Origin of the sequence: Agrobacterium genomosp. 2 str. CFBP 5494, from assembly GCF_900013495.1 — a bacterium.
GTDB lineage: Bacteria > Pseudomonadota > Alphaproteobacteria > Rhizobiales > Rhizobiaceae > Agrobacterium > Agrobacterium pusense.
The window spans coordinates 540015-565674 of record NZ_LT009718.1; the positions used below are offsets into that span (position 1 = coordinate 540015).

A 25660-nucleotide genomic window follows, 5' to 3' on the forward strand; every position below is an offset into this window, starting at 1 on the left:
TTCCCTTAGGAGGTCTTTTCCATTTCATCGAGCGCGGCGGCCAGGCGTTTTTCCTCGCCATAATAGCGTGCACGGTCCCAGAAATGGGGTTTGCTGATGCCCGTCGATACATGTCTGCCGATCAGTTTTCCGTTGGCATCCTCACCTTCGATTTCGTATCGCATCAAATCCTGAGTGACGATCACGTCGCCTTCCATGCCGATCACTTCCGTGATCTGGGTTATCCGGCGTGAACCATCACGCAGGCGCTGCGCCTGAATGACGACATCGATCGATCCCGAGATGATTTCACGCACGGTTTTGGCCGGCAGGGTGAAGCCGCCCATGGCGATCATGGATTCGATGCGGCTGAGGCACTCGCGTGGTGTATTGGCGTGCAGCGTTCCCATTGAACCGTCATGGCCGGTATTCATCGCCTGGAGCAGGTCGAATACCTCCGGTCCGCGCACTTCGCCGACGATGATGCGTTCCGGCCGCATGCGAAGGCAGTTCTTGACGAGATCCCTCATCGTGATCTCACCTTCCCCTTCGATGTTCGGAGGCCGCGTTTCGAGTCTGACGACATGCGGTTGCTGCAGCTGCAGTTCGGCGGTGTCTTCGCAGGTAATGACGCGCTCATCCCTGTCGATGAAGCTCGTCAGGCAATTGAGAAGCGTGGTCTTGCCGGAGCCGGTGCCGCCCGAGATGACGACGTTGCAGCGGACACGACCGATGATCTTGAGCAGGGTCGCGCCTTCGGGTGTGATCGCACCGAAACGCACGAGCTGGTCGAGCGTAAGCTTGTCCTTCTTGAATTTTCGGATTGTCAGCGCCGGGCCGTCGATGGCGAGCGGCGGCGCGATGACGTTGACGCGCGAGCCGTCCGGCAGGCGGGCGTCGCATATGGGGCTCGATTCATCCACTCGTCGGCCAACCTGGCTGACGATGCGCTGGCAGATGGAAAGCAATTGCGCGTTGTCGCGGAAGCGGATGTCGGATTCGATGGTCTTGCCGCCGACTTCGATGAAGGTCTGGCCCGAACCATTGACCATGATATCGGCGATATCGTCGCGGGCAAGAAGGGGCTCAAGCGGCCCATAACCGAGAACGTCATTGCAGATGTCTTCAAGCAGTTCTTCCTGCTCGGCAATCGACATTGCGAAATTCTTGATCGTGATGATGTCGTTGACGATATCGCGAATTTCCTCGCGCGCGCTCTCCGCATCAAGTTTGGCGAGCTGCGAAAGGTCGATCGTATCGATGAGCGCGGAAAATACCTGGCTCTTGGTATTGTAATAATCCTCCGTGCGGGCGCGCTTTTTTTGCGCCGGCTGCGTGACCGCCATCTGTCGCGCTACGGGTGATTGGCCCGGCTCGAGCGTGTCGATGGAGAGAGAGCGCGGCTCGGGCGCCGCCACCTGCATGGGGACAGGTGCGACGGGATCCGGCTTCGTGCTTCTGGCTGGGCCCTCGGCCCCGCGTTTTCCGAACATCGGCGTTTCCGTCAATAGGCGCGGAGGGAATCCCTACTTGCGCTTGAGAATATTCTTAAGTCTGTCCAGACCGCCGCGCCGGCTTTTGCGCAGCACCGTGCGACCGGTGATGGTATGGGCAATTTGCGAGAAGGTTTCTGCGATCTGGGATTTTTCATCCATTTCGCTAATCATGCGTCCGCTGTTTGCGGCGTTTCCAAACAATTGCGCCTCGAATGGAATGATCGCGATCGGCTCGATTTCCAGCGGGTCGAAAAAATCCGCCGGAGCGATTTCGGGTCGCTTCGGCATGCCCACCTGGTTGAGGATGAGATGCGGCAATTTATCGTTGGGGCGCAGTTTTATCAGCGCGTCGAACAGGTTCTTCGTGTTGCGAAGATTCGCAAGATCCGGAACCGCGGTGATGACGACCTCATCCGCTTCCGCAAGCACAGCCCGTGTCCAGTCGCACCATTGGTGGGGAAGGTCGAGGACGGCGACGGGGGCGCTACGCTGCAAAACCTCAAGGATCGGCAGAAAGGCCTGGCGGTCTAGATCGTAAGTCCGGTCAAGAAGCGACGGTGCCGCGAGCAGCGATAGGTGATCGGAGCATTTCGTCAAAAGGCGGTCGAGAAATACCTCATCCAGCCGCTCCGGCGAGAAAACCGCTTCCGCCATGCCCTGGGCCGGGTCCTGGTCGAAATCGATATTGGCTGTGCCATAAGCCAGATCCATGTCGGCGAGAATGGTTTCCGTCGAAAACAGGGTCGAGATGCCGAAGGCGCAATTATGTGCGACCGTCGAGGAGCCCACCCCACCTTTGGCGCCAATGAAGGCGATGTTGCGGCCAAGTGGCTCCGCTTCGGGGTCGACGAAGATCGCGGCGATCGAAGCCAGAAGATCGGCCATGTTGACCGGGGCGACCAGATATTCGGAAATACCGTTGCGGATGAGGTCGCGATAGAGCGTTATGTCATTGTGGCGGCCGACAATGATGACACGGGTGGAGGGGTCGCAAACCTCCGCGAGAGGAGCAAGATCATCCAGCAGCGAAGCCGGCGCGCTTGCCGTCTCCAGAATGATGAGATTTGGCGTAGGCGAGGCGGAGAACATCGTGGCCGCAGCGTTGATGTCACCCTTCGTCACCCGCAATGTTACCTTGCTCATGCGCCTGTCACCGGACAATGCGTCCATGACGCCCTGCATGTTGTCGCTGACGCAGAAGGCGTGGATGGAGATGCGTGGCAGGGGCCGCAGGCGGTCCATATCGGAGGTGCGCACCGGCTGCAGGGTGTCTGCTCCGTCGCTTGACTTGATGTCGTATTCTACAGCGCTCATCGTCTTTCCTGCCGTGACAATTGTTGGGACCGCATCAGTTTGCGGTGGCCGTGTTCTTGCCGTTACGATACGTATCGATAACCACTGCGCGGCGCTCGGCATCGATGGGGCTCATGCCGCGCGGGCCGACCAGATCCATCGGATTGGCGACTTGAGCCGCGAGATTGCTTTGCGAAGCGCACCCGAAATTGTACCAGTTCTTGTTGGCGAAGGTGTTGTCCGAAAGGTCTTCCGGCCATTGGCCGCATTGCCCGGTCATGGCGGTAATAGCGACATAGCTCAGTCGGATGGGGGCGGAGTCGCCGTTCGGCGAAGCCGCATAACGTGTCTCCATGATCTTGCCCGGTGCGACCCCGACGCCGGACAGCGTAGTGCGGATCTGTTTCGCCATTCTAGCGGCGCTTGCCGAATTGGCTGATCCCGACGGCATCTGGATGTTGATGACACCCGTCGACATCGACGCATAATTCTGGGCGAAACCACGTATATTGTCCGCCATCGCCGTGGTCAGCCGGCTGTCGCCTGCCGAAACCGGAATGTCCAGCGAATGTTCCGCTTCCGAGAGCGTGATGGGATGGCGGGTGCGATAGTCGTCAGGAATGGCATTGGTCGTCAAAGGGTCACGCGCGCAGCCCTGCAGAAGGCCGGCGGTGAGCGCAACCATGGCGACGAGACCGGCGCGTTTGATGGACAAAAAGGAAGAGGTTTCCTGCATGATGTTTCCTGCCCCCGCCGGGCTTGCTCTGAAGAGGGGATTTCGTGCGCGTTTGGTCATTTGTAGATAAACCCCACCGATCCCTGATAAGGAGCCGCCTGAACCTGGTCCTTGCGGCCATAGACCTTGTTGACGCGGTTCATGAAATACATGGCTGCATCGTTTTCCGGATTGAAGTTGTCATCCGGCCGGGCGATCTGGTTGCGCGCGACTGGCCGCACCAGATAGGGCGTCGCGATGATGACCAGTTCCGTTTCGTTGCGGATGAAGTCCTTGCTGCGGAAAAGCGTACCGAAGATCGGAACCTTTGAAATGCCCGGAAGCCCCGACATGGCCTGGCGGATATTATCCTGGACCAAGCCGGCGATGACGATCGAGCCGCCCGATGGGAGTTCGACCGTTGTCGAGGTCTCGCGCTTGCGGATCGACATATAAGTCGAACCTGGGATGTTCCGGCCTGCATTTCCGGTTACCACGTTACCTTCATAGGTAGGCTCGGAAACATTGGTCTCGATCTTGAGGCTGATCCGTCCTGGCGAAAGCACGACCGGCCGGAAATTCAAGGTTATGCCGTAGTCGACCGTGTCGGTCGTGCGCGTTATGGTCTGCTGGCCCGTATCCTTGTCGATGGTGACTTCCTGTTCCGCAGGCAGACGGAAATCGCCCCCGACATAGAACTTTGCCTGCTCGCCGGAAATGGCGGTGAGGCTGGGTTCGGCCAGCGTGCGTACGACACCGGCCTGCTCCATGGCATTGAGATAGGTGGCAAAGTTGAGCGAACCGGAACCGATCGCGCCGCTGGCGATCCGCGAGGCGCCGCTGATTGCATTTCCAAGATTGGACGGATTTGCGAATTCGAAGCCGTTATTGCTTGTCGAACTGCTGATGGAGCCATTGAAACCCAGCTGTTTCAGCACCTGCCGGCTGACCTCGGCGACGGTAACCTTCAGCGTTACCTGATCTTCGCCTTCGATCGTCAGCATATTGACGATTTGCGATACCTGGCGGTTTTCGGCAAAAATTGCGGCGTCTCCGCCATTGTCGCCACCTGTCAGCGATATGTTACGGGTGGTGGCTTCACCACCCTTCAGAAAGGCTTCGGCAAGCTGTACTGCCCGTGCCGAGTCCTGCGGTGTACGAACCGTTCCCGTCAAAACGATATTGTCTGAAACAATTTCGACCTTGATGTCGGAGTCGGGAATAAAGCGGCGAATATTGGTCTCCAGCCCGACGATATCGCGCTCCACCTCGAGATCGAGGCTGACGATTTCACGGCCACTATCGCCGAAAATGAAAATATTGGTCTGCCCCACCGTTTTTCCGAAGAGATAGATTCGTCTCGACGTGCGGGTCACGGCATCGGCAAGGCTGGGGTCAGCAACGAGAATATCATGGGCGTCCTCGGGCAGGTCGATGACCAAAGCCTTGTTGAGGCCGAGTTTCAGGCGTTTGCGAACGCCCGAGCCACTCTCGGTGATGCGCACGATGCTGGCGCTTTGTGCCGCGGCCTCGCCGAGACGCAGAAATTCGGGCGAATGCGGGCCTGGAATGCCTGAAAAAGCCACGCAGAATGCAAGTCCGCCCAGCATCGATGAACGCAGGTGTTTTTTAACGCGCTTTGCCATGAACCCCCCGGTCATTGTGATGCTCCCTGATTGCCCTTGACGATTGAACCGGATTTGATCACCTGAATTTCCGGTTGGCCGGAGCCGCCGTTGAGAAGATAGCCCGCCGAAAGCGTGTCGTTTTCCTGTGCATCGGCGATCGAGCGCAGGGCGAGAGTGAGGCGATCCGCCATCTGCTGCGCCACCGTTATGATCTTCGCCTGCTCAGGTGTCAGTTCCAGTGTGGCCGTTGCGCCCACGACGGCGGAAATCCCGTCTTCGCCTTCCTTGATCTGCTGGTCGATCGCGAGAACCCGGACATTGTTCAAAACATTCTCGGTCAGGAAGTTTCCGTTCTCACCCTTGCGAACCATGATGACGTCGACACGGTCATTGGGCAGTACGAAGCCGCCCGCGCCGGTTGAAACGGAAATTTCCGTGGCAACGGCGCGTTTTCCGGCCGGCAGAAGCGATGACATGATGCGGGTACTGGAATCGACGACTTTTTCCGGCCGCACCGGTTCCCCCTCGAACAGGGGCAACCGCACGACGGCGCCGGTGAGTTCGGTGATTGCGTTGGGGTTTTTGGCTTCGGTTATGAAGCTGTCGACGACATTGCCCTGCGGCCAGGGCGTCCAGCGCACCGAGCTGTCATTCAGACGGCTGCCGACGGGTAAATTGACCGAGGAAACGAGAACGTTGACCGTCGGCTCTTTCTGGATGATCGTTTCCGCCTTTTCGATAACCTGTTTTGCACCGGAAATCTGCATGGCGACAAGACCGGCAAGGCCGGCTGCAACCAGGGCAACGGAGAGAATGACGATACGCGACGGTTTCATGCTCGATCCTTGAGGGAATCAGATTCTTCTCCCGTCAGGATGGCGCGTCATTGGTATAATTATGGTTAATATTATACTTGGGTTTGTGGTTAACGAGCCTTTAATTTCGGTCCTTGAAGTAATTCATTCAAAGAAGACCGGCGATGGCGGCCTTTACCAGCGGTGCTTCACCGTATGTCAGAAGTCCGGCAATGGCGATACCGATCCCATAGGGGATCTTCTTTGCCACCATCAGTGAATCTGGGATAGGAATGCCTATCGTCATTATTTCCTGTGAGCGCGACCGCAAAAGCAGGATGCCAAGTGTCAACACACCGCCGATGAAGGTCACTGCGAGCAGAAATTCTATGAGGGAGATGTTGAAGCCGTACCACACGGCAGCGGCCGTCAGAAGCTTGGCATCTCCTCCACCCATGACATTGGCGGCGAAAAGCGCAAAACAGGCAAAAAATACAATAGCGGCGGCCGCGAGGCTCATGGCAAAAGTATGCCAGTCCATTCCGGAAAAAGGGGCGATGACCACAAAAGACGATAGCAGGAAAAGTGTTATCCTGTTCGGTATCGTCATGCTGAAGAGATCATTCAGAGCAGCAAAAGCGAGGCAAAAAGGCAATATCAGGAAAATTGCAGCGACTACCACGACCGTCTCCTCGTGCTGCTTTTCACGGCAGCTACTCCATCGAAGGTATCTATAAAAAGACACGCCGCCTCAAGGGCGGCGTGTCCACTTCTGATTCAGTGGCGCTTAGTTCGTCGTAGCAGGCTTGTTGGCATCGATTCTCTCGGAGAGAGCCTGGAAGAAAGCGTTGAGCTTCGTACCAACGGCCGAAGCGCCGCCGATGATTGCAACGGAAATAAGCGCGGCGATCAGGCCGTATTCAATTGCCGTGGCGCCGGATTCGTCCTTGAGGAAACGAGCGAAAATCTTGGTCATGAGTATCTCCTAACTCTTGTTTGGTTCAGCACGCCGACAACTGTTCTCCGTTGTTCGGTTGCGTTCAAACTACCGCCGAGCAATTTCCAAGCACTTAAAAAAAAGGATTAATCCAAAGTAAACGTCCTGTTGAGTTTCTCTTGGTAAACAAATATAAAAAGTATTGCCTGTATTTTTATATTTGCTGGAAAACGAATATATTCCGCTGCAAGCTGTTTCCTGTTTTGAGAAGAGCGCGCTATAGATGAGACATATATGTTCATTTTTGGTGCGGGTTTGCGGCAGTGGGGAATGACTTGAGATGCGCATGGTTATCGCTTTAATCGTGCATTTTCGTCACTTAACGCTTCATTCACTAAAACCACGCATTCTTTGACGCGGTAAACTGCTGGTTAGTGAGCAAGGGCAAAAAGCGTGTCATCCGGAAAACTGACGAAAATTGTGGTCGGCTTGTCGGTCATTCTGGGAGGGGCGTTCCAGCCCGGTTTTGCCCAGGAAGACATATTGCGCGTCTCGATGAATCACGCCCGCGTCCTCCGTCTCGACCGTCCTGTCAGCAAGGTTATCGTCGGCAACTCGAAAGTTGCCGATGCCACGGTTGCCGACGCCACCACGATCGTTCTGACCGGCCGCAGTTTCGGCACGACAAATCTCGTACTTCTCGACGCCGAAGGGAATCCAATCGTCGATGAGCGGATTCTCGTCTCCATTGATGAAGGCAATACGGTCCGTGTTTTCCGCCAGACGGAGCGAACCGTTCTTTCCTGTACGCCCAATTGTGAGCAGCATTCGCAAAACAGTGGCGACAAAGACGCCCAGCCGTAACAAGGCTTGGTCCGCCTCAAATCCGAACGATCGAGCCGCCGTATTCGATGACGTGAAGGCGTGAGCCTTGGCTCGTCATCTGCATCTTTTCCTAAGGGTAAGATTGGCGCTGGGCGTCAGCAAAACGAAAAACCGCAACATGTACCCCTGCGTTCTGCAGGAGGGCCAAATGTTGCTGTTTTTTCGTCTAAGTATTTGATCTGGCTAAGATCAAAATGGAATGGTGCCCAGAAGAGGACTCGAACCTCCACACCCTTGCGAGTACCAGCACCTGAAGCTGGCGCGTCTACCAATTCCGCCATCTGGGCGACGGAGAGCGATGTACGAGGGCAGCCGCCCGGTGTCAACAGGCTTTTTGAACTTTTATGACGGTCATTGATTTTAAAGGGAAAAAACTTGTCTGATGCTGTTGAAACCCGTCGCCGGGTCAGGTGTCGAGGCCTTCGTGCTTCGTCCTGTCGACATGACCGAGGTCTCGGTCCGGGTCGATGATGTCGCGGATTCTCTGTTTGAGCTCTTTTGGGCCGGGAAAACCGCCGTCACGTTTACGTTCCCATATAATGGTACCGTCCACCCCGATCTCGAACACGCCGCCGGTCGAGGGGACAAGGCTCACTTCGCCGATATCCGAGGCGAAGGTTTGCAGGATCTCCTGCGCCATCCATCCAGCCCGCAGCAACCAGTTGCACTGGGTGCAGTAGCGTATCGTTATGCGCGGTTTGGTGTCGGTCATCATCACGTCTCCTTCGCGGCCGAGTCACGATAATGTTAACTTTAACGATCATGTTTTACCCGGCACATGCTTGTTCTTATCACGGGGCTTTGCGAACAGATAAGTCAATCGAATGCTCAAACAGAGAGATCCTATGGCCCAGTTCGACAATAATCGTCAGCGTCTGTTCGTTCCCGCCGTTGCACCGCTTTATAACGGGACACACGATGTGGTGGAGACCATTTTGCGTGTCACGGCGGGACTTCTGCTGGTTACCCATGGGTTCGGCAAGATTCTCAATCCCTTCGGGGCGGTCGGCATGGTGGAGAGCCTCGGTTTTTACCCGGGCGTCTTCTGGTCGCCGCTGCTGGCGGCAACGGAATTTTTCGGCGGTATTTTCATCGCCATCGGCCTTTTCACGCGGCCGGCATCCTTCGCCGCCATGATCGTCCTTCTGGTAACGGTCTGGTTCCATGGTGTGGTGAAGGCGGAAGGTCTGGGCGGTGCGGAAAAATCGATTCTCTGGGCGGCGATTTTCCTGTTCTTCGCGATTCGGGGCGGCAACCGGCATTCGGTCGACGCGAAGCTCTCGCGGGAATTCTAATATCCAGTGGCAGGGCCCATGCTGTGCCACGCCACTGCTGCCGTACCTCTTGAAAATCCCTTTTCATCATGATGAAGCTTGGATTCAATCGGCGAAACCTGCCGGCTGAATCATCTGTTATCATCAAGAGGTCGCATGCGCGTCGCAATTATCGAAAACATGGCGGGCACGCCGTATGGACAACTCGGCGTGGCATTGGCGGAGGCGAATGCGGCGGTACACGTCATTCGCGCCTATGCGGGGGAACCGCTTCCGAAAGATGCGGGCGGTCATGATGCCCTTATCGTTCTGGGCGGGGAGCAGAACGCACTCGACGATGCCCTCTATCCCTATCTTCCAGAGCTTGCGCGTTTGATGAAAACCTTTGGCGATGCGGGCAGGGCAGTCATGGGTGTTTGCCTCGGCAGCCAGCTGCTGGCCCGCGCTTATGGTGGCGATAATATTCTCTCCGGTCCACCGGAATTCGGCTGGCAAAAGGTGTCCCTCACGGAAGAGGGCATTTCCGATCCGCTTTTGGCCGGGCTGGATAGAGCTTTTCCGATTTTCCAATGGCACTGCGATACATTTACACTACCACCCGGCGCCACCCGGCTTGCGACCAATGCCGCGACGCGGAATCAGGCCTTTCGCCTCGGACGGGCGGTCTATGGCACACAGTTCCATTTCGAGGCCTCCGCAGCAGTCGTCGACGGGTGGTGCGAGGCCTTTCCCGCTTCCATCGAAAAAATGGCGCCCGGCTGGCTGGCACAATATCCCGATCATCGCGACCTGCGTGCAGGGATGGCGGATGCAGCGGGTCTGGAGATTGCCCGTGCCTGGGTGCGGCTCATCTGACGGATTTTCTGTTGCGAATATCATGGTGCCAGACCAGAATTGCGTGGAGTTCATTTTTCAGCGCGAAGGAGCCGCAAAGCCCATGTACAAATTCGAGATCTATCAAGACAAAGCCGGAGAGTTTCGCTTTCGCTTCAAGGCTTCGAACGGCGAGACGATGTTTGTCTCTGAAGGCTATAAGGCCAAGGCCTCGGCCATTCACGCGATCGAGTCGATCAAGAGAAATTCCCCCGGCGCCGATACCGTTGATCTCAGCACCATGACGGCCTGAGTCGTCCAATGAGAACCGGAATGCAATTTACCTGCCAGAAATGAAGGGCGCATTGGTGGGTGTCGGCGTAAAGATAAGATTCAGTCTTTTTTGATAATCTTCCGTTAGCATTTGTATTTCGAGGTCTCCGGGTGGCGCCAGTGCGCCCCCGATTTGTTTTGCGTACGGGTTCTCATGCGTTCTTCGGCTGTGCCAGCACTTCTTTTCGGTTGCCTTCTGCTTGGCGGCTGCACGTCCAGTTCCGGTCCGGAAAGCCTGGTTGCCGGCTTGCCGTCAAAGGAAACCACGAGTTCTGTCACGCCATCAGCGCCGGTGCCGCAGGCAAGCGTCGGCTCGCAGCCGATAACCGCTCAACCGCGGCAGGAAGTACTGGCCTGGGGTGGGCCGGTGCCGGAAGAGCCCAAGGCTTTTTCCGCCGTCACGCCGAGGGCGTCGCTGCCGCAGGATGCGCCTGAAATCCGTTTGCCGGTCCCGCCGCAGGCCGGGATGATACGGCCGGCCGAACGGCCGATGGAGCGTCCGGTCCAATTGGCCATGGCGGCGGCTCCGGCGGCGAGCGCCGGTGCGCAGATCCGCTCCCGCATTTTCCGTTCCAGCTTCAGCGATGCGAAACCGATCAATTTCGGCCGGGTTCAGCCGCGGCATTTCCAGGTGCACGGCGTGGATGTGTCGCGCTGGCAGGCCAATATCGATTGGCCGTTGCTGCGCACCCGCGGGGCCAATTTCGCCTTCATCAAGGCCACGGATGGCGGCGATCACCTTGATCCGATGTTCCGCACCAACTGGCAGGGTGCAAAGGCCGCGGGCATTCGCCGTGGCGCCTATCACTTCTTCTACTGGTGCCGTTCGGCCAGCGAACAGGCAGACTGGTTCATTCGCAACGTGCCACGCGATCCCGACGCGCTGCCACCGGTGATCGATGTGGAATATAACGGCGAGTCGAGCTGCAAGATGCGCCATTCCCGTGAGCGCGTTCTGGAAAAGATGCGCGTCTTCATGAACAAGCTCGAGCGCCATTACGGGCAGCGGCCAATCATTTATACCGCGCCGGATTTTTACAAGGATAACCTGACCGGCGAGTTCCTGGACTATCCTTTCTGGCTGCGCGCCGTCGCCCAGCACCCATCGGTGGTCTATCCCGGTCGCAAATGGCTGTTCTGGCAATATTCCGGCTCGGGCCTGTCACATGGCGTCGATGGCCGCATCGATCTCAATGTCTTCAACGGCAGCGAAGATGCGTGGCACCGCTGGGTAGATCGCCGTTCCAGCTGAAGGATCGCCCGTGTCAGCGCGCGAATTTTCTGGCGCCCGCGACGCACAGCACCACAACCAGCGTAACGGCAATCATGGCAGGGCTTACCTCTTCGTGCAGCAGGGTTGCGGCAAGCGCGAGGCCGAAGAACGGCTGCAGCAGCTGCAATTGTCCGACTGCCGCAATGCCGCCCTGCGCCAGGCCGCGATACCAGAAGATGAAGCCGATCAGCATGCTGAACAGGGAAACATAGGCAAGGCCGCCCCAAGCCTGGGGATCGATGCCGGCGAGCGTTTGCGGCCCTGTGAAAAACGCGAGCGGCAGCATCACCGGCAGGGAGAGAACCAGCGCCCAGGAAATGACCTGCCAGCCCCCCAGCCTGCGGGAAAGGGCGGCACCCTCTGCATAACCAAGTCCGCAGACGATGATTGCGCTGAGCATCAGGAGATCACCGGTAAGCGAGGCCTCAAGCCCGGTCGAAAATGAATTCCACATCGAAAAGCCCGCCACCAGGGCGCTGCCCGCGCAGGAAAAGAGCCAGAAGGCCGGGCGCGGGCGCTCGCCTCCGCGCAGAACCGCAAAGATTGCGGTGGCCAGCGGCAACAGCCCGACAAAAACAATGGAATGCGCCGAGGTAACGTGTCGGAGGGCAAGCGCCGTCAACAGCGGAAAGCCCACGACAACCCCAAGCGAGACGATGAAGAGCGATGTCAGATCATGGCGCGCCGGGCGCTTTTGCCTGAAGACAAGCAGCAGCACCACCGCCAATAGACCCGCAATGCTGGCGCGGGCCACAGTGAGGAACACGGGATCGAAACCCGTCACCGCAACGCGCGTGGCGGGCAGCGAGCCGCTAAATATCACCACGCCCGTCAGACCGTTCAGCCAGCCGCTTGTCGCCTTGTCCACCGTCATCTCCTGCATTTTGTCCTTCTTCCTCCGGAACTGCTGGCGGCAACAGCGACAGTCATGTACAATTTAAAGAAACTGTTATGGTTGATGTTCCAGTACGGATGGAGAGAGTTGTGGACGGGCGGCTTTCAACCTTCGCGCAGATCGAACCCGGTACGCGCATAGAAAAGGTCATGGCGAGCATTCGCCAGCGCATTGCTTCGCGCAGCCTCGTTCCAGGCGCGCGCCTGCCTTCGGTGCGCGGGCTGGCGAAAGCCATGCAGGTTTCCACCTCCACCGTTGTCGAAGCCTATGACCGGCTGGTGGCCGATGGCACGATAAGCTCGCGGCCGGGCTCCGGATTTTTTGTAGCCGGTCCGCTTGCGCCCCTGTCTCTCGCCGATATCGAGCCCCGGCTGGACAGGGCGGTGGACCCGCTATGGGTATCCCGTCAGGCGCTGGACGAAGGGTCCGTCCTCGCCAAGCCCGGTTGCGGCTGGCTTCCCGCGTCCTGGATGCCGGAAGAGGCAATGCGGCGGGCGATCAGGGGGCTTGCGCGCGCGGATGCCGCCCTGCTGACGGATTATGCGAGCCCCATGGGGCTTCTGCCGCTGCGGCAGCTCCTGTCGCGCAGGCTGGCCGATCACGGGGTTCAGGCCGGGGCCAGCCAGATCATGCTGACCGATTCAGGTACCCAGGCAATCGATCTCCTGTGCCGCTTTTTGCTGCAGCCTGGAGATACGGTAATCGTCGATGATCCATGTTATTTCAATTTCCACGCCCTTTTGCGCGCGCACCGCGTCAGGGCCATTGGCGTGCCCTATACACCTACAGGGCCGGACCTGCCGATTTTCGAGCAGGCGCTGAAAGAGCACCGGCCACGGCTCTATATCACCAATTCCGCGATCCATAATCCCACTGGCGCGCGGCTCTCCGCCGTTCATGCCCACCGTTTGTTGATGTTGGCCGAACAGTCGGGACTGACCATCATTGAGGATGATATTTTCGCCGATTTCGAAACTCAGGCCGCCCCGCGTCTGGCGGCCTTCGACGGCCTGAACCGCGTTGTCCAGATCGGTAGTTTTTCAAAAACACTGTCGGCTTCCGTGCGCTGCGGTTTTATAGCAGCGCCCCTGGCGTGGGTGGAAGCGTTGACCGACCTCAAGATCGCCACCGCTTTTGGCGGAGCGCATTTCTCAGCCGCGCTGGTCCTGTCGCTTCTAACGGATGGCAGTTATCGCAAACATGTCGAGGCGCTTCGTCTGCGGCTTGCGGCGGCGATGCCGGAGGCGGCGGCGCGCCTCATCTCACTTGGATGCGTGCCGTGGATCGAACCGCAGGCGGGCATGTTTTTATGGTGCCGCCTGCCGGAAGGCGCGGATGCTGCCGATGTGGCGCGCCGCGCGCTCGCGCAGCAGTTGGTGCTGGCGCCGGGGAATGTGTTCAGTTCCTCGCAGAGCGCGTCCGGTTTCATGCGTTTCAACGTGTCGCAAATGGGTGGTCCACACGTCATGACCGTGCTTGCAGACGCTCTTCGTCAGCCGCCCGTTTCACCTTCGTCCTGACCGCAGGGGCGACTGATCGGAACAAAATCGCGGGAACGTCGTTTTCTCGGCAGAATGAAGAGGAGGAAACACCATGACATTCGATCCCAACAACCCGCGTCCGGACCGCGATCTTCGTCCGGAACTGAATATCAACAACGAACCGCGTGCCCGCACCTCGTCGTCCTGGGTGCCATGGCTGGCAATCATCGTCGTCGTATTGGTGGGCGTCTTCGCCTGGTCGCAGATGAGCGGCCCGACCACCGATCCGGCCACGACGTCGTCCACTACGCCACCCGCTGCGACGGACCAGGCGCCGGCACCGATGGCACCGACTACCCCGGCAACGCCGCCGGCAAATAACGCCGCCCCGGCAAGTCCGAACACGGGTGGAACCCAGACCCAGCCTTAATGGCTGACTGGACATGATGAAGCCGCCTGCTTCCGAGCAGGCGGTTTTTTCGATTGAGCAATCGCTGGTTTGCTCGCTCAGAGCTGGTCCATGGCGGAAGGATGATTGGAGACTTTTGACCAGCGGGTGATCGATTCTGCCGCCAGCGCCGAAAGCGTAATATTTCCGAAGCGGGATAACAAAATGCTCTCCGCCTCGGTCATGGCCTCGAAAAGTGCAGCATTGACTGCCTGTTCAATAACACAATCCGGATTGTCACCTGCCAGCCCGATAGAGAACAGGTCGGGTGCGCCAAGCGCTCTGTAGATATCGAGTAATGTAATCTCATTGAGTGGGCGCGCCAGAACCCATCCTCCGCCATGTCCTTTTTCCGAAGAAACATATCCCTGCTCGCGCAGGCCCGCCATCGTCCTGCGCACCACCACCGGATTGGTCTGCAACATGGCTGCGATACTCTCCGAAGTCGCCGCGCCCTCATGTTTTTCCATATGGATCAGAATATGCAGCACCCGGGAAAGTCGCGTGTCGTGTCTCATTGTTGAAGCCCACCTGTTTGCATTCACGCTTACCACCCTCCGGCTGACGTAACAATATAAGTTGCATGACCATTGACTCGACCTTTCATGTAACAATATAAGTAGCATGATATGGGCCGCGGTTACGGTCGGTCTCAAACCATGGGTGCATCATGAAATTCGACGTGATCATAATAGGCGGCAGTTACGCCGGGTTATCCGCCGCCCTGCAGCTGGGCCGCGCAAGGAAGCGGGTTCTGGTGGTGGACGCAGGCGAAAGACGAAATCGCTTTGCCAGCCACTCCCATGGTTTTCTTGGGCAGGACGGCAAGGCGCCCGGCGAGATCGTGAGCGAGGCACGCAGCCAGATCGAGCGCTACCCGACGATCGAGTGGGCGCGGGGGAGGGTAACGGATGCGGAAGGGACTTTTGGTGACTTTGAGGTCGAAATCGATGGCGGCCGCCGTGAAAGCGGCGCCCGTCTCATTCTCGCCATGGGCGTCACCGACGAACTTCCGGATATAGTCGGGCTGAAGGACCGCTGGGGGTCCTCTGTTTTCCACTGCCCATATTGCCATGGCTACGAACTGGATCACGGAAAGATCGGCGTTATCGCGGCTTCACCTCTGGCCATACATCATGCACTGATGCTCCCGGACTGGGGGGAGACGACCTTCTTTACCAATGGCGTCTTCGAGCTGGATGCTGATCAGGATGCGCTTCTGTCTGCTCGCGGGGTCCATGTGGAAAAAACGCATATCCGGGAAATCGCCGGACATGCGGATATCGCTCTGGTGGATGGGCGTAATGTTGCACTGGCGGGCCTTTTCACCCAGCCGAAATTGCGTATCGCCTCAGACTGGGTAAAAAAACTTGGCTGCGCAATCGAGGAGGGACCGATGGGATCGACCATCGTCACCGATCCGATGAAACAGACGACCATTGGCGGCATATTTGCCTGCGGCGATGTGGCAAGGGCTGCCGGCTCTGTGGCCCTTTCGGTTGGCGACGGCGCAATGGCAGGTGCGGCAGCGCATCGGTCGATCCTGTTTCCGCAATGATCAGTGTGAAACGAGGTTGAGCCAGCGCCCCGGTGGCATGCCGAAGGCATTTTTGAAATGCCGCGTGAAATGTGCCTGATCCGCGAACCCGCAGGCGAAGGCTGTTTCCGCAAGGCTGCCACCGGCCCGCATCATCTCCTTGCATTTTTCCAACCGCCGCATGATGAGATAACGGTGCGGGCTCGTTCCGAGCAGGAAACGGAAATGCCGAAAAAGCGTAAAGCGGTCGAGCCCGCTTATCTCTTCCAGCTCTTCCGATCCCACGGTTGCGGCGCTGTTCTCCAGCAGGTAATTCCTGCACCGCAAGACGGCGGCCCTGTCAACTCGCTTGATATTCCCAGTTCTTTCATTCGAATGTTTGCAGACCAGATCCGCAAGTCGCGCCTGCCAGTCTGTCACAAGTAGATTGTCCGGCTCGCTTTCGAGGTTGGCAAGCACTTCGATCAGGCATAGGCGAAAGGCCTCGTCCTCGATAACGGGATGTTTGGAAAAAGGCAGCGACTTATGTCCTGCCTGCATCATCTTTTCAGGCGGAAGGTAAAGCATGCGGTAGCGCAGGCCCTCATCCGTGCCGGCGCCGCCATCGTGAACTTCGTCGGGATGCAGCACGATCACATTTCCGGGCATGCTGAAATGCGAGGCGCCACGATAGGAAAAGGTCTGAACGCCTGAGAGCGTAACGCCCAGCGCATAGGTATCATGCCGGTGCGGCGCGTAAGCATTACCGTGAAAGCGCGCTTCTATGCGCTCGAAACCGTCGCTCGCGGGGGCCTGCACGATGCCCTCGAATTTGCACGAACGTTCAAGATCGGTGGCATGCAGAGGCTGTAGGGTTGCTTCTCGTTCGTAACCACAGCCAGATTGAGTTCGCATGTTTGATACCAAGATCGCCGTCGTCCTTCGTGACGACCTTGCCGTTTGGCAAAAATTGAACGTCACCGCATTTCTCATGTCCGGGATCGTAGCCCAGACCGGAGAGATCATCGGGGAACCATACCGCGACGGGGCGGGGAACGTCTACAATCCTCTGTCTGTCCAGCCGATTGTCGTGATGGCCGCGGATCAGGAGGCGTTGCGCAAAATCCATCAGCGTTCTCTTGAGCGTGATGTCACGACATCGCTTTATATCGAGGAAATGTTCTCCACCGGACACGACGCGGCGAACCGTCAGGTCTTCTCGGAATTTTCTCCGGAAACCGCAAAGGTTGTCGGAATGGCGCTTAGAGCCGATAAGAAAATCGTCGACAAGATTACAAAAGGCGCGAAGCTGCACGCCTGAGAACGGTGTTTTTGAAAGGAAAAGGGAGGCCGCAAGCCTCCCTTTCAAAAGCAATCGCGGTACTTCGCCGCTTATTCGTCGTTCATCTTCAGAGCGGCGATAAAGGCTTCCTGCGGAATTTCCACCTTGCCGAACTGGCGCATGCGCTTTTTGCCTTCCTTCTGCTTGTCCAGAAGTTTGCGCTTGCGTGTGGCGTCGCCGCCGTAGCACTTCGCCGTCACGTCCTTGCGCAACGCGCGCACGGTTTCGCGGGCGATGACCTTGCCGCCGATGGCGGCCTGGATCGGGATCTGGAACATGTGCGGCGGAATGAGTTCCTTCAGCTTTTCGCACATGCCGCGCCCGCGCCGGTCGGCCGCCGAGCGGTGGACCAGCATGGAAAGCGCATCGACGGGATCGCCATTGACGAGGATCGACATCTTGACGAGATCGCCTTCGCGATAATCGATGATGTTGTAATCGAACGAGGCATAGCCCTTGGAGATGGACTTCAGGCGGTCGTAGAAATCGAACACTACTTCGTTGAGCGGCAATTCGTAGGTGATCATCGCGCGGTTGCCGACATAGGTCAGCTCGGTCTGCAGGCCACGCCGGTCCTGACAGAGTTTCAGGATGCCGCCGAGATATTCATCCGGCGTCATGATCGTGGCCTTGATCCAGGGCTCGCGGATTTCCTTGATCTTCACCACGTCGGGCATGTCGGCCGGGTTGTGAAGTTCCTTTTCCGTGCCGTCCGTCAGCGTCATTTCATAAACGACCGAAGGCGCTGTCGCGACGAGATCGAGATTGAATTCGCGCTCGAGGCGTTCCTGAATGATTTCGAGATGGAGCAGGCCCAGGAAGCCGCAGCGGAAACCGAAGCCGAGAGCGGCAGACGATTCCATTTCGAAGGAGAAGGAGGCGTCGTTAAGGCGAAGCTTGCCCACCGCCGCGCGCAAATCTTCGAAGTCGGCCGCATCGACCGGGAAGAGGCCGCAGAACACCACGGGCTGCGCGGGCTTGAAGCCGGGCAGGGCCTGCGCCGTCGGGCGCTTGTCGTCGGTGATGGTATCGCCAACGCGTGTATCGGCCACCTCCTTGATAGAGGCGGTGATGAAGCCGATCTCGCCGGGGCCGAGACTATCGACATTGACCATCTTCGGGGTCAGGACACCGACGCGCTCGATGCCGTATTTCGCGCCCGAACCCATCATGCGGATCTGCTGGCCCTTGCTCAGCACGCCGTCAATGACGCGCACGAGAACCATGACGCCGAGATAGGTGTCGTACCAGCTGTCAACAAGCAACGCTTTCAGCGGCCCGTTTTCGCCGACATCGCTCTTCGGCGGCGGCAGGCGGTGGACGATGGCTTCCAGAACATCGGGAATGCCAAGACCTGTCTTGGCGGAAATCATCACCGCATCGGAAGCGTCGATGCCAATGACTTCCTCGATCTGTTCCTTGATGCGGTCGGGTTCGGCCGCAGGCAGGTCGATCTTGTTGAGCACCGTGACCAGCTCATGATTATTGTCGATTGCCTGATAGACATTGGCGAGCGTCTGGGCTTCCACGCCCTGCGAAGCGTCGACCACCAGCAGCGAACCTTCGCAAGCCGAAAGCGAGCGGGAGACTTCATAGGCAAAGTCGACGTGGCCGGGCGTGTCGATAAGATTAAGCACATAGGTCTCGCCGTTATTCGCCTTGTAATGCAGGCGCACGGTCTGAGCCTTGATCGTGATGCCGCGCTCGCGCTCGATATCCATCGAATCGAGGACCTGTTCCGACATGTCGCGTTCGGCGAGGCCGCCTGTCGACTGGATCAACCGGTCGGCCAGCGTCGATTTGCCGTGATCGATGTGGGCAACGATCGAAAAGTTGCGGATATGGTCCAGGGGCGTGCGGGTCGAATTTGTGCTCATGTTCCGCGCTATAGCAGGGGCTTGTCATGCCGCAAAGCGGGAATTTGGTTAAAAGCCTTTTAAAATCGGCTTTTCAGATCGCAAATTGCTCCGGCCAGTCACGGCGGGTGGCCACCTGTCCTTCGGTGCGCAGCCTTGCCACTGCGGCAAGATCGATATCGGCGATCAAAAGGCTGCTTTGCGTCACCGCATCACTTTCGCTTTCCGCGACGATGCCGGATGCTGGCATGCCGTAGTCCGACGGCACGTAAAGGGCAGCGCGACCACGATTTTCATCGACGGCCGGGGACCATGGCGCTTCCCCGGCGGTGGGCGATGACAGGACGGCATACTGGTTTTCCAGCGCCCGCGCCTGCGCGCCGATGCGGACCCGATAGGCACCCGCGAGGGTATCGGTGCAACTGGGCGCGAGGACCAGTTCGACGCCGAGTTCCGCCAGCCTGCGGCCAAGCATCGGGAACTCGTTGTCGTAACAGATGAGAATGCCCAGCCTGCCGATCTGCGTATTAAACGCTTTAAGGCCCTCGACGCCGGCATGGATGTTCCATTGCTCCCGTTCGAAGCGGGTCATGATCTGCTTGTCCTGATAACCGATCAGGCCATCCGGACCGAAAAGCCACGCGCGATTGCGGAATTTGCCGTCCGGGTCCTTCACAGGCGCGCTGCCGGGCTGGAACAGAATTTGATGTTGCCGCGCCAGCTCCTCGCATAGCTCTACCCAGGAGGGGATCATCGGCTGTATCTCTTCGATGGAACGGTGCAGATCAGAACGGATGTCGGGTGGCAACTGACCGGTCAGCGTCATAGCCGAATATTCCGGCAGCAGCAGGAGTTCTGCGCCCTCGCTCTTGGCCTCGCGGACAACGGCGGACAGATGGGCGGTATAGGCCTCCCATGTCTCGATCAGCTCGATGGCATATTGGCTGGCGGCGAGGCGTGTCATGTGTCTCCATCTCCGGCAAGGATGGTCTTCATCCAGAATGACAGGGGTTTGGGGCTCTCGGTGCTTTCGTCGAGGTCCTGCCAGGTGAAGCTTGTATGCAGCTCGGGGTGGTGGCGATAACCGCGCTTTTCCCAGAAGGTATTGAGCGGCACGTAATCCGTCGGCCGGCGGGGATGGTCGGCAGGCCGCTCGACAGCGCAGAAGGTGCACTGGTTGAAGCCGAGCCGCTTTGCATGTGCCTCCCGCTCCTCGAAGAAGCGCACGCCGACGCCGTGGCCGCGATAGCCGGGAAGCAGCACGCTTTCACCGAAGTAGAATATCCGGTTCGGATCGTAGCCCGCTTCCACGAATGGCGTTTTCACCTCGTCGGTTTCGGCGGCCATCGGCATGCCGGTGGACATGCCGACCACTCTGCCGTCATCGAGCGCCAGCACGAAGATCGCCCCGTCCGTATCGGCATAGGTCGCAAGATATTTGCGCTCATACTCCAGCGAGCCGTCATAGAGATACGGAAAGGCGCGAAACACCCCGATCCGCAGGCGCGCGAGGTCATCGAAATAACGTGTGGCGTCAATGCCGGAAAGAGACTTGATTTCGACGGTCATGGGCATTTTCACTCTCGGTTGCACTGGTTATACCGGCGTGGAACACCCGCGCAAGCATGAACGGAGAAGACGATGACCGCTGCCGAGACCATCCGCGCCTATTACGATGCCTTCAACAGTCAGGATATGGATGCCTTCCTGGCGCTGCTTCACGATGAGGTGGTGCATGACATTAATCAGGGCGAGCGCCAGACCGGCAAGGCCGCCTTTGCGTCCTTCATGGATCATATGAACCGCTGCTATAAGGAAAACCTTACCGATATGGTGATCATGGCGAGCGAGGATGGAAAGCGCGCGTCCGCCGAATTCATTGTCAATGGCGAATATCTCAAGACTGACGAAGGGTTGCCCGAGGCGAACGGTCAGACATATGTGCTGCCGGCCGGCGCCTTTTTTGACCTGAAAGATGGAAAGGTTAGTCGAGTAACGAACTACTATAATCTGAATGACTGGATTGCCCAGGTCGGCGCCTGACGCCTATTTGCCGATAAGCACCCGGCGGAAAAATGACAATTTCCACTATGAAGGATATTGACTCCATCATGTGAGAGTGAAATTCTCATATGATGGAAAACGAAGATCACATTCTCGAACGCTCGATCGGCGAGCGTATCAAAACGTTGCGGGCTGAAAGCGGCCTGACGCTGGACAGGCTTGCATCCGAATCGGGCGTCAGCCGCGCCATGATTTCCCGTATTGAAAGGGGAGAGGCGAGCCCCACCGCGTCGCTGCTCGCCCGCATCTGCGCGGCATTTGGCCTGTCGCTCTCCGGTTTCTTCGCCGAAAATGAAGAGACCGTTTCTCCGCTGGTGAGAAAGCGCGACCAGCAGCTCTGGAAAGATCCCGAGACAGGCTATGTCCGCCGCGCCATTTCCCCGCCGCGTGTGGGATCGAATGTCGATATTGTCGAAGTCGAATTTCCAGCCGGCGCGCGCGTCGGTTTTCCGCCGCATGCGGCAAGCCGGGGCATGACGCAATATGTCTGGCTTTTCGAAGGCGTGCTGGAAATGACGAGCGGCGGAAACGTTCACCGGCTGGAGCCGGGCGATTGCCTTTTCATGCCGGTCGGAGAAGGGCACGTCTTCCACAATCCTTCCGAAAAACCTGCCCGTTATGCCGTTGTGCTGGATCAAAGACAGCGCTGATTTCCCCACAGGAGTTTTTATGACCATCATCCGCATGTTGAACGGGCAAGAGACCATCGATGCCCTGCCAGAACTCTGCGAAGTCCTCGCCGCCTGCGTGAACGGCGGCGCCTCCGTCGGCTTCATGTTGCCCTTTTCCCCGCAGGATGCCGAACCCTTCTGGCGATCCGTGGCTGAAGCGGCAGGTCAGGGTGCGACTATTCATGTGGTAGCGGAAGTGGATGGCAAGGTAGTCGGCACCGTGCAGGTGGGGCTCGCCTCCAAACCCAACCAGCCACATCGCGGCGATCTGATGAAACTTCTCGTGCACCCATCCGCCCGAGGCCTTGGCGTCGCCCGCAAGCTCATGCAAAGGGTGGAGGAGGAAGCGGCAAAACGTGGCCGTACCCTTCTGGTTCTGGATACGGCAACTGGCAGCGATGCAGAGGCGATTTATCCCCGTCTCGGCTGGGAACGGGTCGGCGTCATTCCGGATTACGCCCTGTTTCCGGATGGACGCTTTTGCAGCACGACCCTGTTCTATAAGCGGATCGGCTAGGCCTTTGAGACTGCAGCCTCACTGGCCCGGCTTCAGCGTGCGGTTGAAAGCTGTAAGGATCATCGTCTCCAATTGTGCGTGAATATCCGCGCGGTCTCGTGGTCCGGCCGGTTCGCAGATCGGATCACGCTCGCCGATGGATTTGAGAAATGCATCGGCATCCGGTTTGCAGAGGGGCAGGAAGCTGAAATGGTTGGCGTCGTCCACCCGCAGGTAGGTCGCGCCGGGCACGTCGTCTGCGAGTTTATCCGCAAGCACGGCCGGCGGAATTTTACCTTTGCTGCCGAGATTGATGAAGGTCAGCGGAATATCGATCGCTTTCAGGCTCTCCGGTTTGAAAGCCAGCGCCAGGCCGGGATCAACCAGCACGGCGGAGCGGATGCGGGGATCGCGGTTCTGCTGCTCAAAACGGGCCTTGTCGAGGGTTTTGATATCCAGCTTCGGAACGCTGACCGGCTCGCCATTGAGGTAACCCCGGCCGCCGGCGAACCACTGGCAATCCATCATCGAAGAATAGTCCTCGCAATAGCGGGCATAGGCATCGAGATCGGCGCGCGCACCCGCAATCTCCATCGCCGCGCTGCCGCCCAGCGAGAAGCCGAGAACGCCGATCCTCTTCGTGTCGATCGCATTCGACCACTTGCCTTCTGCCGTCATGACCGTAATGATCGTTGAGAGATCGTCTGTTCGCTCCCAGATTTTCGGCGTATCGGCGGGCGTGGAATCGCCGCTGGTGGTGCCGGGATGGTTGGTGCCGGCGACGATGAAACCCTCGCTCGCAAGCTTCGCGGCGATCCATGCCATGCCGGACACTCTTGAACCCGAGCCGTGGGACAGAAGCACGAGCGGCAAACGGCCAGTTTTCACCGCACCATCCTTGAACACGGGCGTGCCCAGAAAAATTCGGTCCTCGCCGGAAGGCGCCTGTGTGCCCTTTCCGTCAGATGGATACCAGACGGTGAGAGCAAGGTCTTTGCCGCGAGCTGGCGAATGAACGGTAGTTTCGCTGATGCCGACGGCGTCCGCCGCAAAAACCGGTTGAGTGACGAAAGCGGAAAATAACATGGTCGCTATGGTGGTGACAGGGCGCATGAAAACCTCGTGTGTTTGGGAAGAACGGTGCTCAATCTGCGCCGCCACGTATTTTTTGCGTCCTTGATCGCGTTAAAGGTCGTACCGAAACGCGATCTGGTCCATGAAGTGCGACAAGGTTTCGCTCCGGGATGGTTATCGTGCTTTTCATTCCCCTGCCTTTCGTCGTGGCGCTGTTGTTGGTGGTCATGTTCATCGTCTTCTTTCGAAGCGGAGACGATGTGCGGACAAGCCGCGTATTTTTGGCGCTTATCGCCCTTTGCGCCGTGCAGTCTGTGCTCGTCGGCCTGCGCTGGGGATATGGTGTGAGCCTGGTGCGATACGTGCTGCCGGTTTTGGCCGCCTGCTTGCCACCACTGGTGTACATTGCCTTTCGCGGCCTGATGAAAGTGGGGCCGGAAAGCAGAAGGGCCATGCTGGCAAGCCTCGCCCTGTCCCCTCTGCTGATCATTCTTCTGGAATTCACATTCCCGGTCGCTATCGATCTTGGCCTGATTGCCCTCTTCGTTGGCCATGCCACCGCTCTGCTATTACTCGGAAGAAAAGGGCCGGATGGGCTGGACGAGGCGCAATTTGCGAGCGTCGCTTCGGCACACAAGGCGCTCATCATCGCTGCTGCGGCGCTGTGCGTTTCCGCGATGTTCGATCTTCTGGTGTTTCTCGATTTCGAATGGGCACATGGCGAGAACGTCGCGGCGCTCGTCAGCAACGCCAATCTTTTCGGCCTGTTGCTGATCGGGCTGATGGCGGCCATGGCCGGGAAAAGCAAGGCGTCGCAAGCGGCCGCGGAGCCGCCGGCAGAGGTGCCGCCTCCTTCAGAACCAACACAACAGGACCGCGAGATTGTTGCGGGCCTCGATCGCCTGATGACGTCGCAGGCGCTCTACCGCGACGAAAATCTCAACCTGTCGCGCCTAGCAAGACGCCTCGGCCTGCCGAGCCGGCAGATTTCGGGTGCGATCAATCGTTCGCTTGGCGTCAACGTATCGCAATATGTCAACCAGCTGCGCATCCGCGAAGCCTGCCGGTTGCTGGAGGAGACGAATCAATCGGTGACATCGATCATGTTTTCTTCCGGCTTTCAAACCAAGTCCAACTTCAACCGGGAATTTCGCCGCGTCACCGGCATGAGCCCGGTCGACTGGCGGGAACGGCAGGTGTGGAAACTGGTCTCGTCTAACAAAACGGCCACCCGGCAGATGCCGGATGACCGTCTGAAGATCGTCGGGAAATGATTGTCGATCAGAGCGTGCCGTTACGCTGCTGGATCATCATGTAGGTGTCATAGGTGTATTCGGCGATCTGTGCCCAGAGATAGGCATCCTTCTTGAAGGCCTGCTGGCTCTCGTAGATTTTCTTGAAGCTCTCGTTCTTGGCCGAAATCTCCGCGTAGGTTTCCTGCGCCGCTTTGTGGCAGACATCGAGGATTTCCTGGCTGAAGGGGCGCAGGATCGCGCCCTGCGCTACCAATTCCTTCAGCGCCTTCGGATTGCGTGCATCGTAGCGTTCCAGCATGCTGGCGCTGCCCGCGGCGCAGGCGTCTTTCAGGATGCGTTTGTAGTTTTCCGGCAGTTCGTTGAACTTCTGCAGGTTGACGAAGGCATGAACGGCCGGGCCGCCTTCCCACCATGCGGGGTAATAGTAATATTTCGCGACCTTGTAGAAGCCGAGCTTCTGGTCATCATAGGGGCCGACGAACTCGGTGGCGTCGATCGTGCCCTTTTCGAGCGCGGCGTAGACATCGCCGCCGGCGATCTGCTGCGGCGTCACGCCAACCTTCTGCATCACCTGGCCGGTGAGGCCGGCAATACGCATCTTCAGACCCTTGAGGTCGTCGATGGTGTTGATTTCCTTGCGGAACCAGCCGCCCATCTGGGCACCGGTGTTGCCGAGCAGGATCGAGTAGATATTGTGCTGGGCAAGGAACTCATTGAGCAGCTCGTTGCCGCCGGCCTGGTTGAACCAGGCATTCGTCTGGCGCGCATTGAGGCCGAAGGGAACCGAGGTCCCGAGCGCGAAGGTCGGGTCCTTGCCAACGTAATAATAGGCGCATGTATGCGCCATTTCGACGGTTCCGGCCGTCACCGCGTCCGCAGCCTGCAGGGCCGGCACGATCTCTCCGCCCGCGAAATGCTGAATGACGAAATTGCCGCCGGAAGCTTCCTTGACGTGATCGGCGACGATCTGGCCCGCGCCGAACAGAATGTCGAGGCCCTTGGTGAAGGACGACGTCATGCGCCAGGTAATCTTGGGATTTTCTTGTGCGATGGCCGGAGCGGCCAGCGCCGTTGCGGTAACACCGGCGCCCACGGCGCCAGCCTTGCGGATAAATGATCTGCGATCCATGTCGATAAGCCC

At 58.3% G+C, this 25660-nt stretch carries 29 protein-coding genes and 1 tRNA gene; 13 read left to right on the forward strand and 17 right to left on the reverse strand.

The genetic code is table 11. The features are described from left to right. Positions 1 to 5: 5 nt before the first annotated feature. The 7 genes from AGR2A_RS02460 to AGR2A_RS02490 form a co-directional block, all read right to left on the reverse strand. On the reverse strand, positions 6 to 1472 hold the full coding sequence (locus AGR2A_RS02460; protein WP_035206587.1) for a CpaF family protein: 1467 nt from the start codon (positions 1470 to 1472) through the stop codon (positions 6 to 8). A 33-nt stretch (positions 1473 to 1505) separates the two neighbouring features. Further along, positions 1506 to 2789 (reverse strand): AAA family ATPase, encoded by a 1284-nt coding sequence (locus AGR2A_RS02465; protein WP_022555427.1) that lies wholly within the window; start codon positions 2787 to 2789, stop codon positions 1506 to 1508. A gap of 34 nt (positions 2790 to 2823) precedes the next feature. Beyond that, positions 2824 to 3504, reverse strand: coding sequence for a CpaD family pilus assembly protein (locus tag AGR2A_RS02470; protein ID WP_072493834.1), 681 nt, complete (start codon positions 3502 to 3504; stop codon positions 2824 to 2826). A gap of 56 nt (positions 3505 to 3560) precedes the next feature. Then, on the reverse strand, positions 3561 to 5144 hold the full coding sequence (locus AGR2A_RS02475) for a type II and III secretion system protein family protein (RefSeq protein ID WP_006699755.1): 1584 nt from the start codon (positions 5142 to 5144) through the stop codon (positions 3561 to 3563). After that, a complete protein-coding gene (gene cpaB, locus AGR2A_RS02480) occupies positions 5141 to 5947 on the reverse strand; it encodes a Flp pilus assembly protein CpaB (protein ID WP_006699754.1) in 807 nt (268 codons plus the stop codon). Before cpaB ends, AGR2A_RS02475 begins: the two co-directional genes overlap by 4 nt. Before the next feature lie 127 nt (positions 5948 to 6074). Then, positions 6075 to 6587 (reverse strand): A24 family peptidase, encoded by a 513-nt coding sequence (locus AGR2A_RS02485; protein ID WP_035206595.1) that lies wholly within the window; start codon positions 6585 to 6587, stop codon positions 6075 to 6077. 105 nt (positions 6588 to 6692) lie between these two features. After that, on the reverse strand, positions 6693 to 6881 hold the full coding sequence (locus AGR2A_RS02490; RefSeq protein ID WP_006699752.1) for a Flp family type IVb pilin: 189 nt from the start codon (positions 6879 to 6881) through the stop codon (positions 6693 to 6695). A 414-nt stretch (positions 6882 to 7295) separates the two neighbouring features. On the opposite strand from AGR2A_RS02490, the gene AGR2A_RS02495 reads away from it, so the two are divergent. Continuing rightward, positions 7296 to 7706: a pilus assembly protein N-terminal domain-containing protein gene (locus AGR2A_RS02495; protein WP_004439310.1), complete on the forward strand. Its 411-nt coding sequence runs from the start codon at positions 7296 to 7298 to the stop codon at positions 7704 to 7706. Positions 7707 to 7927: 221 nt separating this feature from the next. Here the strand turns inward: AGR2A_RS02495 and AGR2A_RS02500 are convergent. Both AGR2A_RS02500 and AGR2A_RS02505 read right to left on the reverse strand, forming a co-directional pair. Continuing rightward, positions 7928 to 8014, reverse strand: a tRNA-Leu gene (locus AGR2A_RS02500). A 119-nt stretch (positions 8015 to 8133) separates the two neighbouring features. After that, complete coding sequence (locus AGR2A_RS02505; RefSeq protein ID WP_048902768.1) at positions 8134 to 8439, reverse strand: SelT/SelW/SelH family protein; 306 nt, start codon at positions 8437 to 8439, stop codon at positions 8134 to 8136. 133 nt (positions 8440 to 8572) lie between these two features. On the opposite strand from AGR2A_RS02505, the gene AGR2A_RS02510 reads away from it, so the two are divergent. From AGR2A_RS02510 to AGR2A_RS02525, 4 genes are all read left to right on the forward strand, one after another. Continuing rightward, complete coding sequence (locus AGR2A_RS02510; RefSeq protein WP_004439312.1) at positions 8573 to 9022, forward strand: DoxX family protein; 450 nt, start codon at positions 8573 to 8575, stop codon at positions 9020 to 9022. A 135-nt stretch (positions 9023 to 9157) separates the two neighbouring features. Further along, complete coding sequence (locus AGR2A_RS02515) at positions 9158 to 9856, forward strand: type 1 glutamine amidotransferase (RefSeq protein WP_045533058.1); 699 nt, start codon at positions 9158 to 9160, stop codon at positions 9854 to 9856. 82 nt (positions 9857 to 9938) lie between these two features. Continuing rightward, positions 9939 to 10127, forward strand: coding sequence for a YegP family protein (locus AGR2A_RS02520; protein WP_004439314.1), 189 nt, complete (start codon positions 9939 to 9941; stop codon positions 10125 to 10127). A 174-nt stretch (positions 10128 to 10301) separates the two neighbouring features. Continuing rightward, positions 10302 to 11399 carry a glycoside hydrolase family 25 protein gene (locus AGR2A_RS02525; protein ID WP_004439315.1) on the forward strand — a complete coding sequence of 366 codons (1098 nt, stop codon included), beginning with the start codon at positions 10302 to 10304 and terminating at the stop codon, positions 11397 to 11399. 13 nt (positions 11400 to 11412) lie between these two features. Here the strand turns inward: AGR2A_RS02525 and AGR2A_RS02530 are convergent, their stop codons facing one another. Beyond that, on the reverse strand, positions 11413 to 12288 hold the full coding sequence (locus AGR2A_RS02530) for a DMT family transporter (RefSeq protein ID WP_072494840.1): 876 nt from the start codon (positions 12286 to 12288) through the stop codon (positions 11413 to 11415). A gap of 104 nt (positions 12289 to 12392) precedes the next feature. On the opposite strand from AGR2A_RS02530, the gene AGR2A_RS02535 reads away from it, so the two are divergent. Together AGR2A_RS02535 and AGR2A_RS02540 are read left to right on the forward strand one after the other, a co-directional pair. Further along, positions 12393 to 13835: a PLP-dependent aminotransferase family protein gene (locus tag AGR2A_RS02535; RefSeq protein ID WP_072493835.1), complete on the forward strand. Its 1443-nt coding sequence runs from the start codon at positions 12393 to 12395 to the stop codon at positions 13833 to 13835. Between the two features lie 73 nt (positions 13836 to 13908). After that, entirely contained in the window at positions 13909 to 14226 is a 318-nt protein-coding gene (locus tag AGR2A_RS02540; RefSeq protein ID WP_004439319.1) for a hypothetical protein, read from the forward strand. Positions 14227 to 14303: 77 nt separating this feature from the next. Here the strand turns inward: AGR2A_RS02540 and AGR2A_RS02545 are convergent, their stop codons facing one another. Next, positions 14304 to 14762: an Rrf2 family transcriptional regulator gene (locus tag AGR2A_RS02545; RefSeq protein WP_072493836.1), complete on the reverse strand. Its 459-nt coding sequence runs from the start codon at positions 14760 to 14762 to the stop codon at positions 14304 to 14306. A gap of 152 nt (positions 14763 to 14914) precedes the next feature. Between AGR2A_RS02545 and AGR2A_RS02550 the strand changes: the two genes are divergently transcribed. Beyond that, the gene (locus tag AGR2A_RS02550; protein ID WP_072493837.1) at positions 14915 to 15802 is read left to right on the forward strand and encodes an NAD(P)/FAD-dependent oxidoreductase; all 888 of its coding nucleotides are present in this window, start codon (positions 14915 to 14917) and stop codon (positions 15800 to 15802) included. Here AGR2A_RS02550 and AGR2A_RS02555 read toward each other — a convergent pair whose 3' ends face one another. Next, a complete protein-coding gene (locus AGR2A_RS02555; protein ID WP_072494841.1) occupies positions 15803 to 16579 on the reverse strand; it encodes an AraC family transcriptional regulator in 777 nt (258 codons plus the stop codon). 94 nt (positions 16580 to 16673) lie between these two features. Here AGR2A_RS02555 and AGR2A_RS02560 point away from each other — a divergent pair, with 94 nt between their 5' ends. After that, complete coding sequence (locus tag AGR2A_RS02560) at positions 16674 to 17081, forward strand: DUF2000 family protein (RefSeq protein WP_004439326.1); 408 nt, start codon at positions 16674 to 16676, stop codon at positions 17079 to 17081. A gap of 71 nt (positions 17082 to 17152) precedes the next feature. Here the strand turns inward: AGR2A_RS02560 and lepA are convergent, their stop codons facing one another. The 3 genes from lepA to AGR2A_RS02575 all read right to left on the reverse strand — a co-directional run bounded on the left by lepA (position 17153) and on the right by AGR2A_RS02575 (position 20527). After that, entirely contained in the window at positions 17153 to 18979 is a 1827-nt protein-coding gene (gene lepA, locus AGR2A_RS02565; protein WP_004439328.1) for a translation elongation factor 4, read from the reverse strand. 73 nt (positions 18980 to 19052) lie between these two features. After that, entirely contained in the window at positions 19053 to 19922 is an 870-nt protein-coding gene (locus AGR2A_RS02570) for a carbon-nitrogen hydrolase family protein (protein WP_035206605.1), read from the reverse strand. Continuing rightward, on the reverse strand, positions 19919 to 20527 hold the full coding sequence (locus tag AGR2A_RS02575) for a GNAT family N-acetyltransferase (protein ID WP_072493838.1): 609 nt from the start codon (positions 20525 to 20527) through the stop codon (positions 19919 to 19921). Before AGR2A_RS02575 ends, AGR2A_RS02570 begins: the two co-directional genes overlap by 4 nt. A 72-nt stretch (positions 20528 to 20599) precedes the next feature. Between AGR2A_RS02575 and AGR2A_RS02580 the strand changes: the two genes are divergently transcribed. The 3 genes from AGR2A_RS02580 (at position 20600) to AGR2A_RS02590 (ending at position 22210) form a co-directional block, all read left to right on the forward strand. Beyond that, positions 20600 to 21001, forward strand: coding sequence for a ketosteroid isomerase-related protein (locus tag AGR2A_RS02580; RefSeq protein ID WP_072493839.1), 402 nt, complete (start codon positions 20600 to 20602; stop codon positions 20999 to 21001). An 89-nt stretch (positions 21002 to 21090) separates the two neighbouring features. Further along, positions 21091 to 21672 carry a helix-turn-helix domain-containing protein gene (locus AGR2A_RS02585; protein ID WP_080822387.1) on the forward strand — a complete coding sequence of 194 codons (582 nt, stop codon included), beginning with the start codon at positions 21091 to 21093 and terminating at the stop codon, positions 21670 to 21672. A 19-nt stretch (positions 21673 to 21691) separates the two neighbouring features. Then, positions 21692 to 22210, forward strand: coding sequence for a GNAT family N-acetyltransferase (locus tag AGR2A_RS02590; protein WP_022555450.1), 519 nt, complete (start codon positions 21692 to 21694; stop codon positions 22208 to 22210). Positions 22211 to 22228: 18 nt separating this feature from the next. Here AGR2A_RS02590 and AGR2A_RS02595 read toward each other — a convergent pair whose 3' ends face one another. Next, positions 22229 to 23302 carry an alpha/beta hydrolase family protein gene (locus AGR2A_RS02595; protein ID WP_072494843.1) on the reverse strand — a complete coding sequence of 358 codons (1074 nt, stop codon included), beginning with the start codon at positions 23300 to 23302 and terminating at the stop codon, positions 22229 to 22231. A 140-nt stretch (positions 23303 to 23442) separates the two neighbouring features. Between AGR2A_RS02595 and AGR2A_RS02600 the strand changes: the two genes are divergently transcribed. Next, entirely contained in the window at positions 23443 to 24537 is a 1095-nt protein-coding gene (locus tag AGR2A_RS02600) for a helix-turn-helix domain-containing protein (RefSeq protein ID WP_072494844.1), read from the forward strand. 7 nt (positions 24538 to 24544) lie between these two features. Here the strand turns inward: AGR2A_RS02600 and AGR2A_RS02605 are convergent, their stop codons facing one another. Continuing rightward, the gene (locus tag AGR2A_RS02605) at positions 24545 to 25648 is read right to left on the reverse strand and encodes a TRAP transporter substrate-binding protein (protein WP_004439343.1); all 1104 of its coding nucleotides are present in this window, start codon (positions 25646 to 25648) and stop codon (positions 24545 to 24547) included. Positions 25649 to 25660 lie beyond the last annotated feature (12 nt).

Excerpts from the sequence above, each read along its gene's own strand:
- AGR2A_RS02505 (WP_048902768.1), bottom strand. The coding sequence starts at position 8,439 with ATGACCGACACCAAACCGCGCATAACGATACGCTACTGCACCCAGTGC.
- AGR2A_RS02595 (WP_072494843.1), bottom strand. The coding sequence starts at position 23,302 with ATGCGCCCTGTCACCACCATAGCGACCATGTTATTTTCCGCTTTCGTC.
- AGR2A_RS02490 (WP_006699752.1), bottom strand. The coding sequence starts at position 6,881 with ATGACCAAGATTTTCGCTCGTTTCCTCAAGGACGAATCCGGCGCCACG.
- AGR2A_RS02540 (WP_004439319.1), top strand. The coding sequence starts at position 13,909 with ATGACATTCGATCCCAACAACCCGCGTCCGGACCGCGATCTTCGTCCG.
- AGR2A_RS02525 (WP_004439315.1), top strand. The coding sequence starts at position 10,302 with ATGCGTTCTTCGGCTGTGCCAGCACTTCTTTTCGGTTGCCTTCTGCTT.
- cpaB (WP_006699754.1), bottom strand. The coding sequence starts at position 5,947 with ATGAAACCGTCGCGTATCGTCATTCTCTCCGTTGCCCTGGTTGCAGCC.
- AGR2A_RS02605 (WP_004439343.1), bottom strand. The coding sequence starts at position 25,648 with ATGGATCGCAGATCATTTATCCGCAAGGCTGGCGCCGTGGGCGCCGGT.
- AGR2A_RS02475 (WP_006699755.1), bottom strand. The coding sequence starts at position 5,144 with ATGACCGGGGGGTTCATGGCAAAGCGCGTTAAAAAACACCTGCGTTCA.
- lepA (WP_004439328.1), bottom strand. The coding sequence starts at position 18,979 with ATGAGCACAAATTCGACCCGCACGCCCCTGGACCATATCCGCAACTTT.
- AGR2A_RS02510 (WP_004439312.1), top strand. The coding sequence starts at position 8,573 with ATGGCCCAGTTCGACAATAATCGTCAGCGTCTGTTCGTTCCCGCCGTT.
- AGR2A_RS02460 (WP_035206587.1), bottom strand. The coding sequence starts at position 1,472 with ATGTTCGGAAAACGCGGGGCCGAGGGCCCAGCCAGAAGCACGAAGCCG.
- AGR2A_RS02570 (WP_035206605.1), bottom strand. The coding sequence starts at position 19,922 with ATGACACGCCTCGCCGCCAGCCAATATGCCATCGAGCTGATCGAGACA.
- AGR2A_RS02520 (WP_004439314.1), top strand. The coding sequence starts at position 9,939 with ATGTACAAATTCGAGATCTATCAAGACAAAGCCGGAGAGTTTCGCTTT.
- AGR2A_RS02575 (WP_072493838.1), bottom strand. The coding sequence starts at position 20,527 with ATGACCGTCGAAATCAAGTCTCTTTCCGGCATTGACGCCACACGTTAT.
- AGR2A_RS02560 (WP_004439326.1), top strand. The coding sequence starts at position 16,674 with ATGTTTGATACCAAGATCGCCGTCGTCCTTCGTGACGACCTTGCCGTT.
- AGR2A_RS02470 (WP_072493834.1), bottom strand. The coding sequence starts at position 3,504 with ATGCAGGAAACCTCTTCCTTTTTGTCCATCAAACGCGCCGGTCTCGTC.
- AGR2A_RS02535 (WP_072493835.1), top strand. The coding sequence starts at position 12,393 with ATGGAGAGAGTTGTGGACGGGCGGCTTTCAACCTTCGCGCAGATCGAA.
- AGR2A_RS02515 (WP_045533058.1), top strand. The coding sequence starts at position 9,158 with ATGCGCGTCGCAATTATCGAAAACATGGCGGGCACGCCGTATGGACAA.
- AGR2A_RS02550 (WP_072493837.1), top strand. The coding sequence starts at position 14,915 with ATGAAATTCGACGTGATCATAATAGGCGGCAGTTACGCCGGGTTATCC.
- AGR2A_RS02585 (WP_080822387.1), top strand. The coding sequence starts at position 21,091 with ATGATGGAAAACGAAGATCACATTCTCGAACGCTCGATCGGCGAGCGT.
- AGR2A_RS02545 (WP_072493836.1), bottom strand. The coding sequence starts at position 14,762 with ATGAGACACGACACGCGACTTTCCCGGGTGCTGCATATTCTGATCCAT.
- AGR2A_RS02590 (WP_022555450.1), top strand. The coding sequence starts at position 21,692 with ATGACCATCATCCGCATGTTGAACGGGCAAGAGACCATCGATGCCCTG.
- AGR2A_RS02465 (WP_022555427.1), bottom strand. The coding sequence starts at position 2,789 with ATGAGCGCTGTAGAATACGACATCAAGTCAAGCGACGGAGCAGACACC.
- AGR2A_RS02580 (WP_072493839.1), top strand. The coding sequence starts at position 20,600 with ATGACCGCTGCCGAGACCATCCGCGCCTATTACGATGCCTTCAACAGT.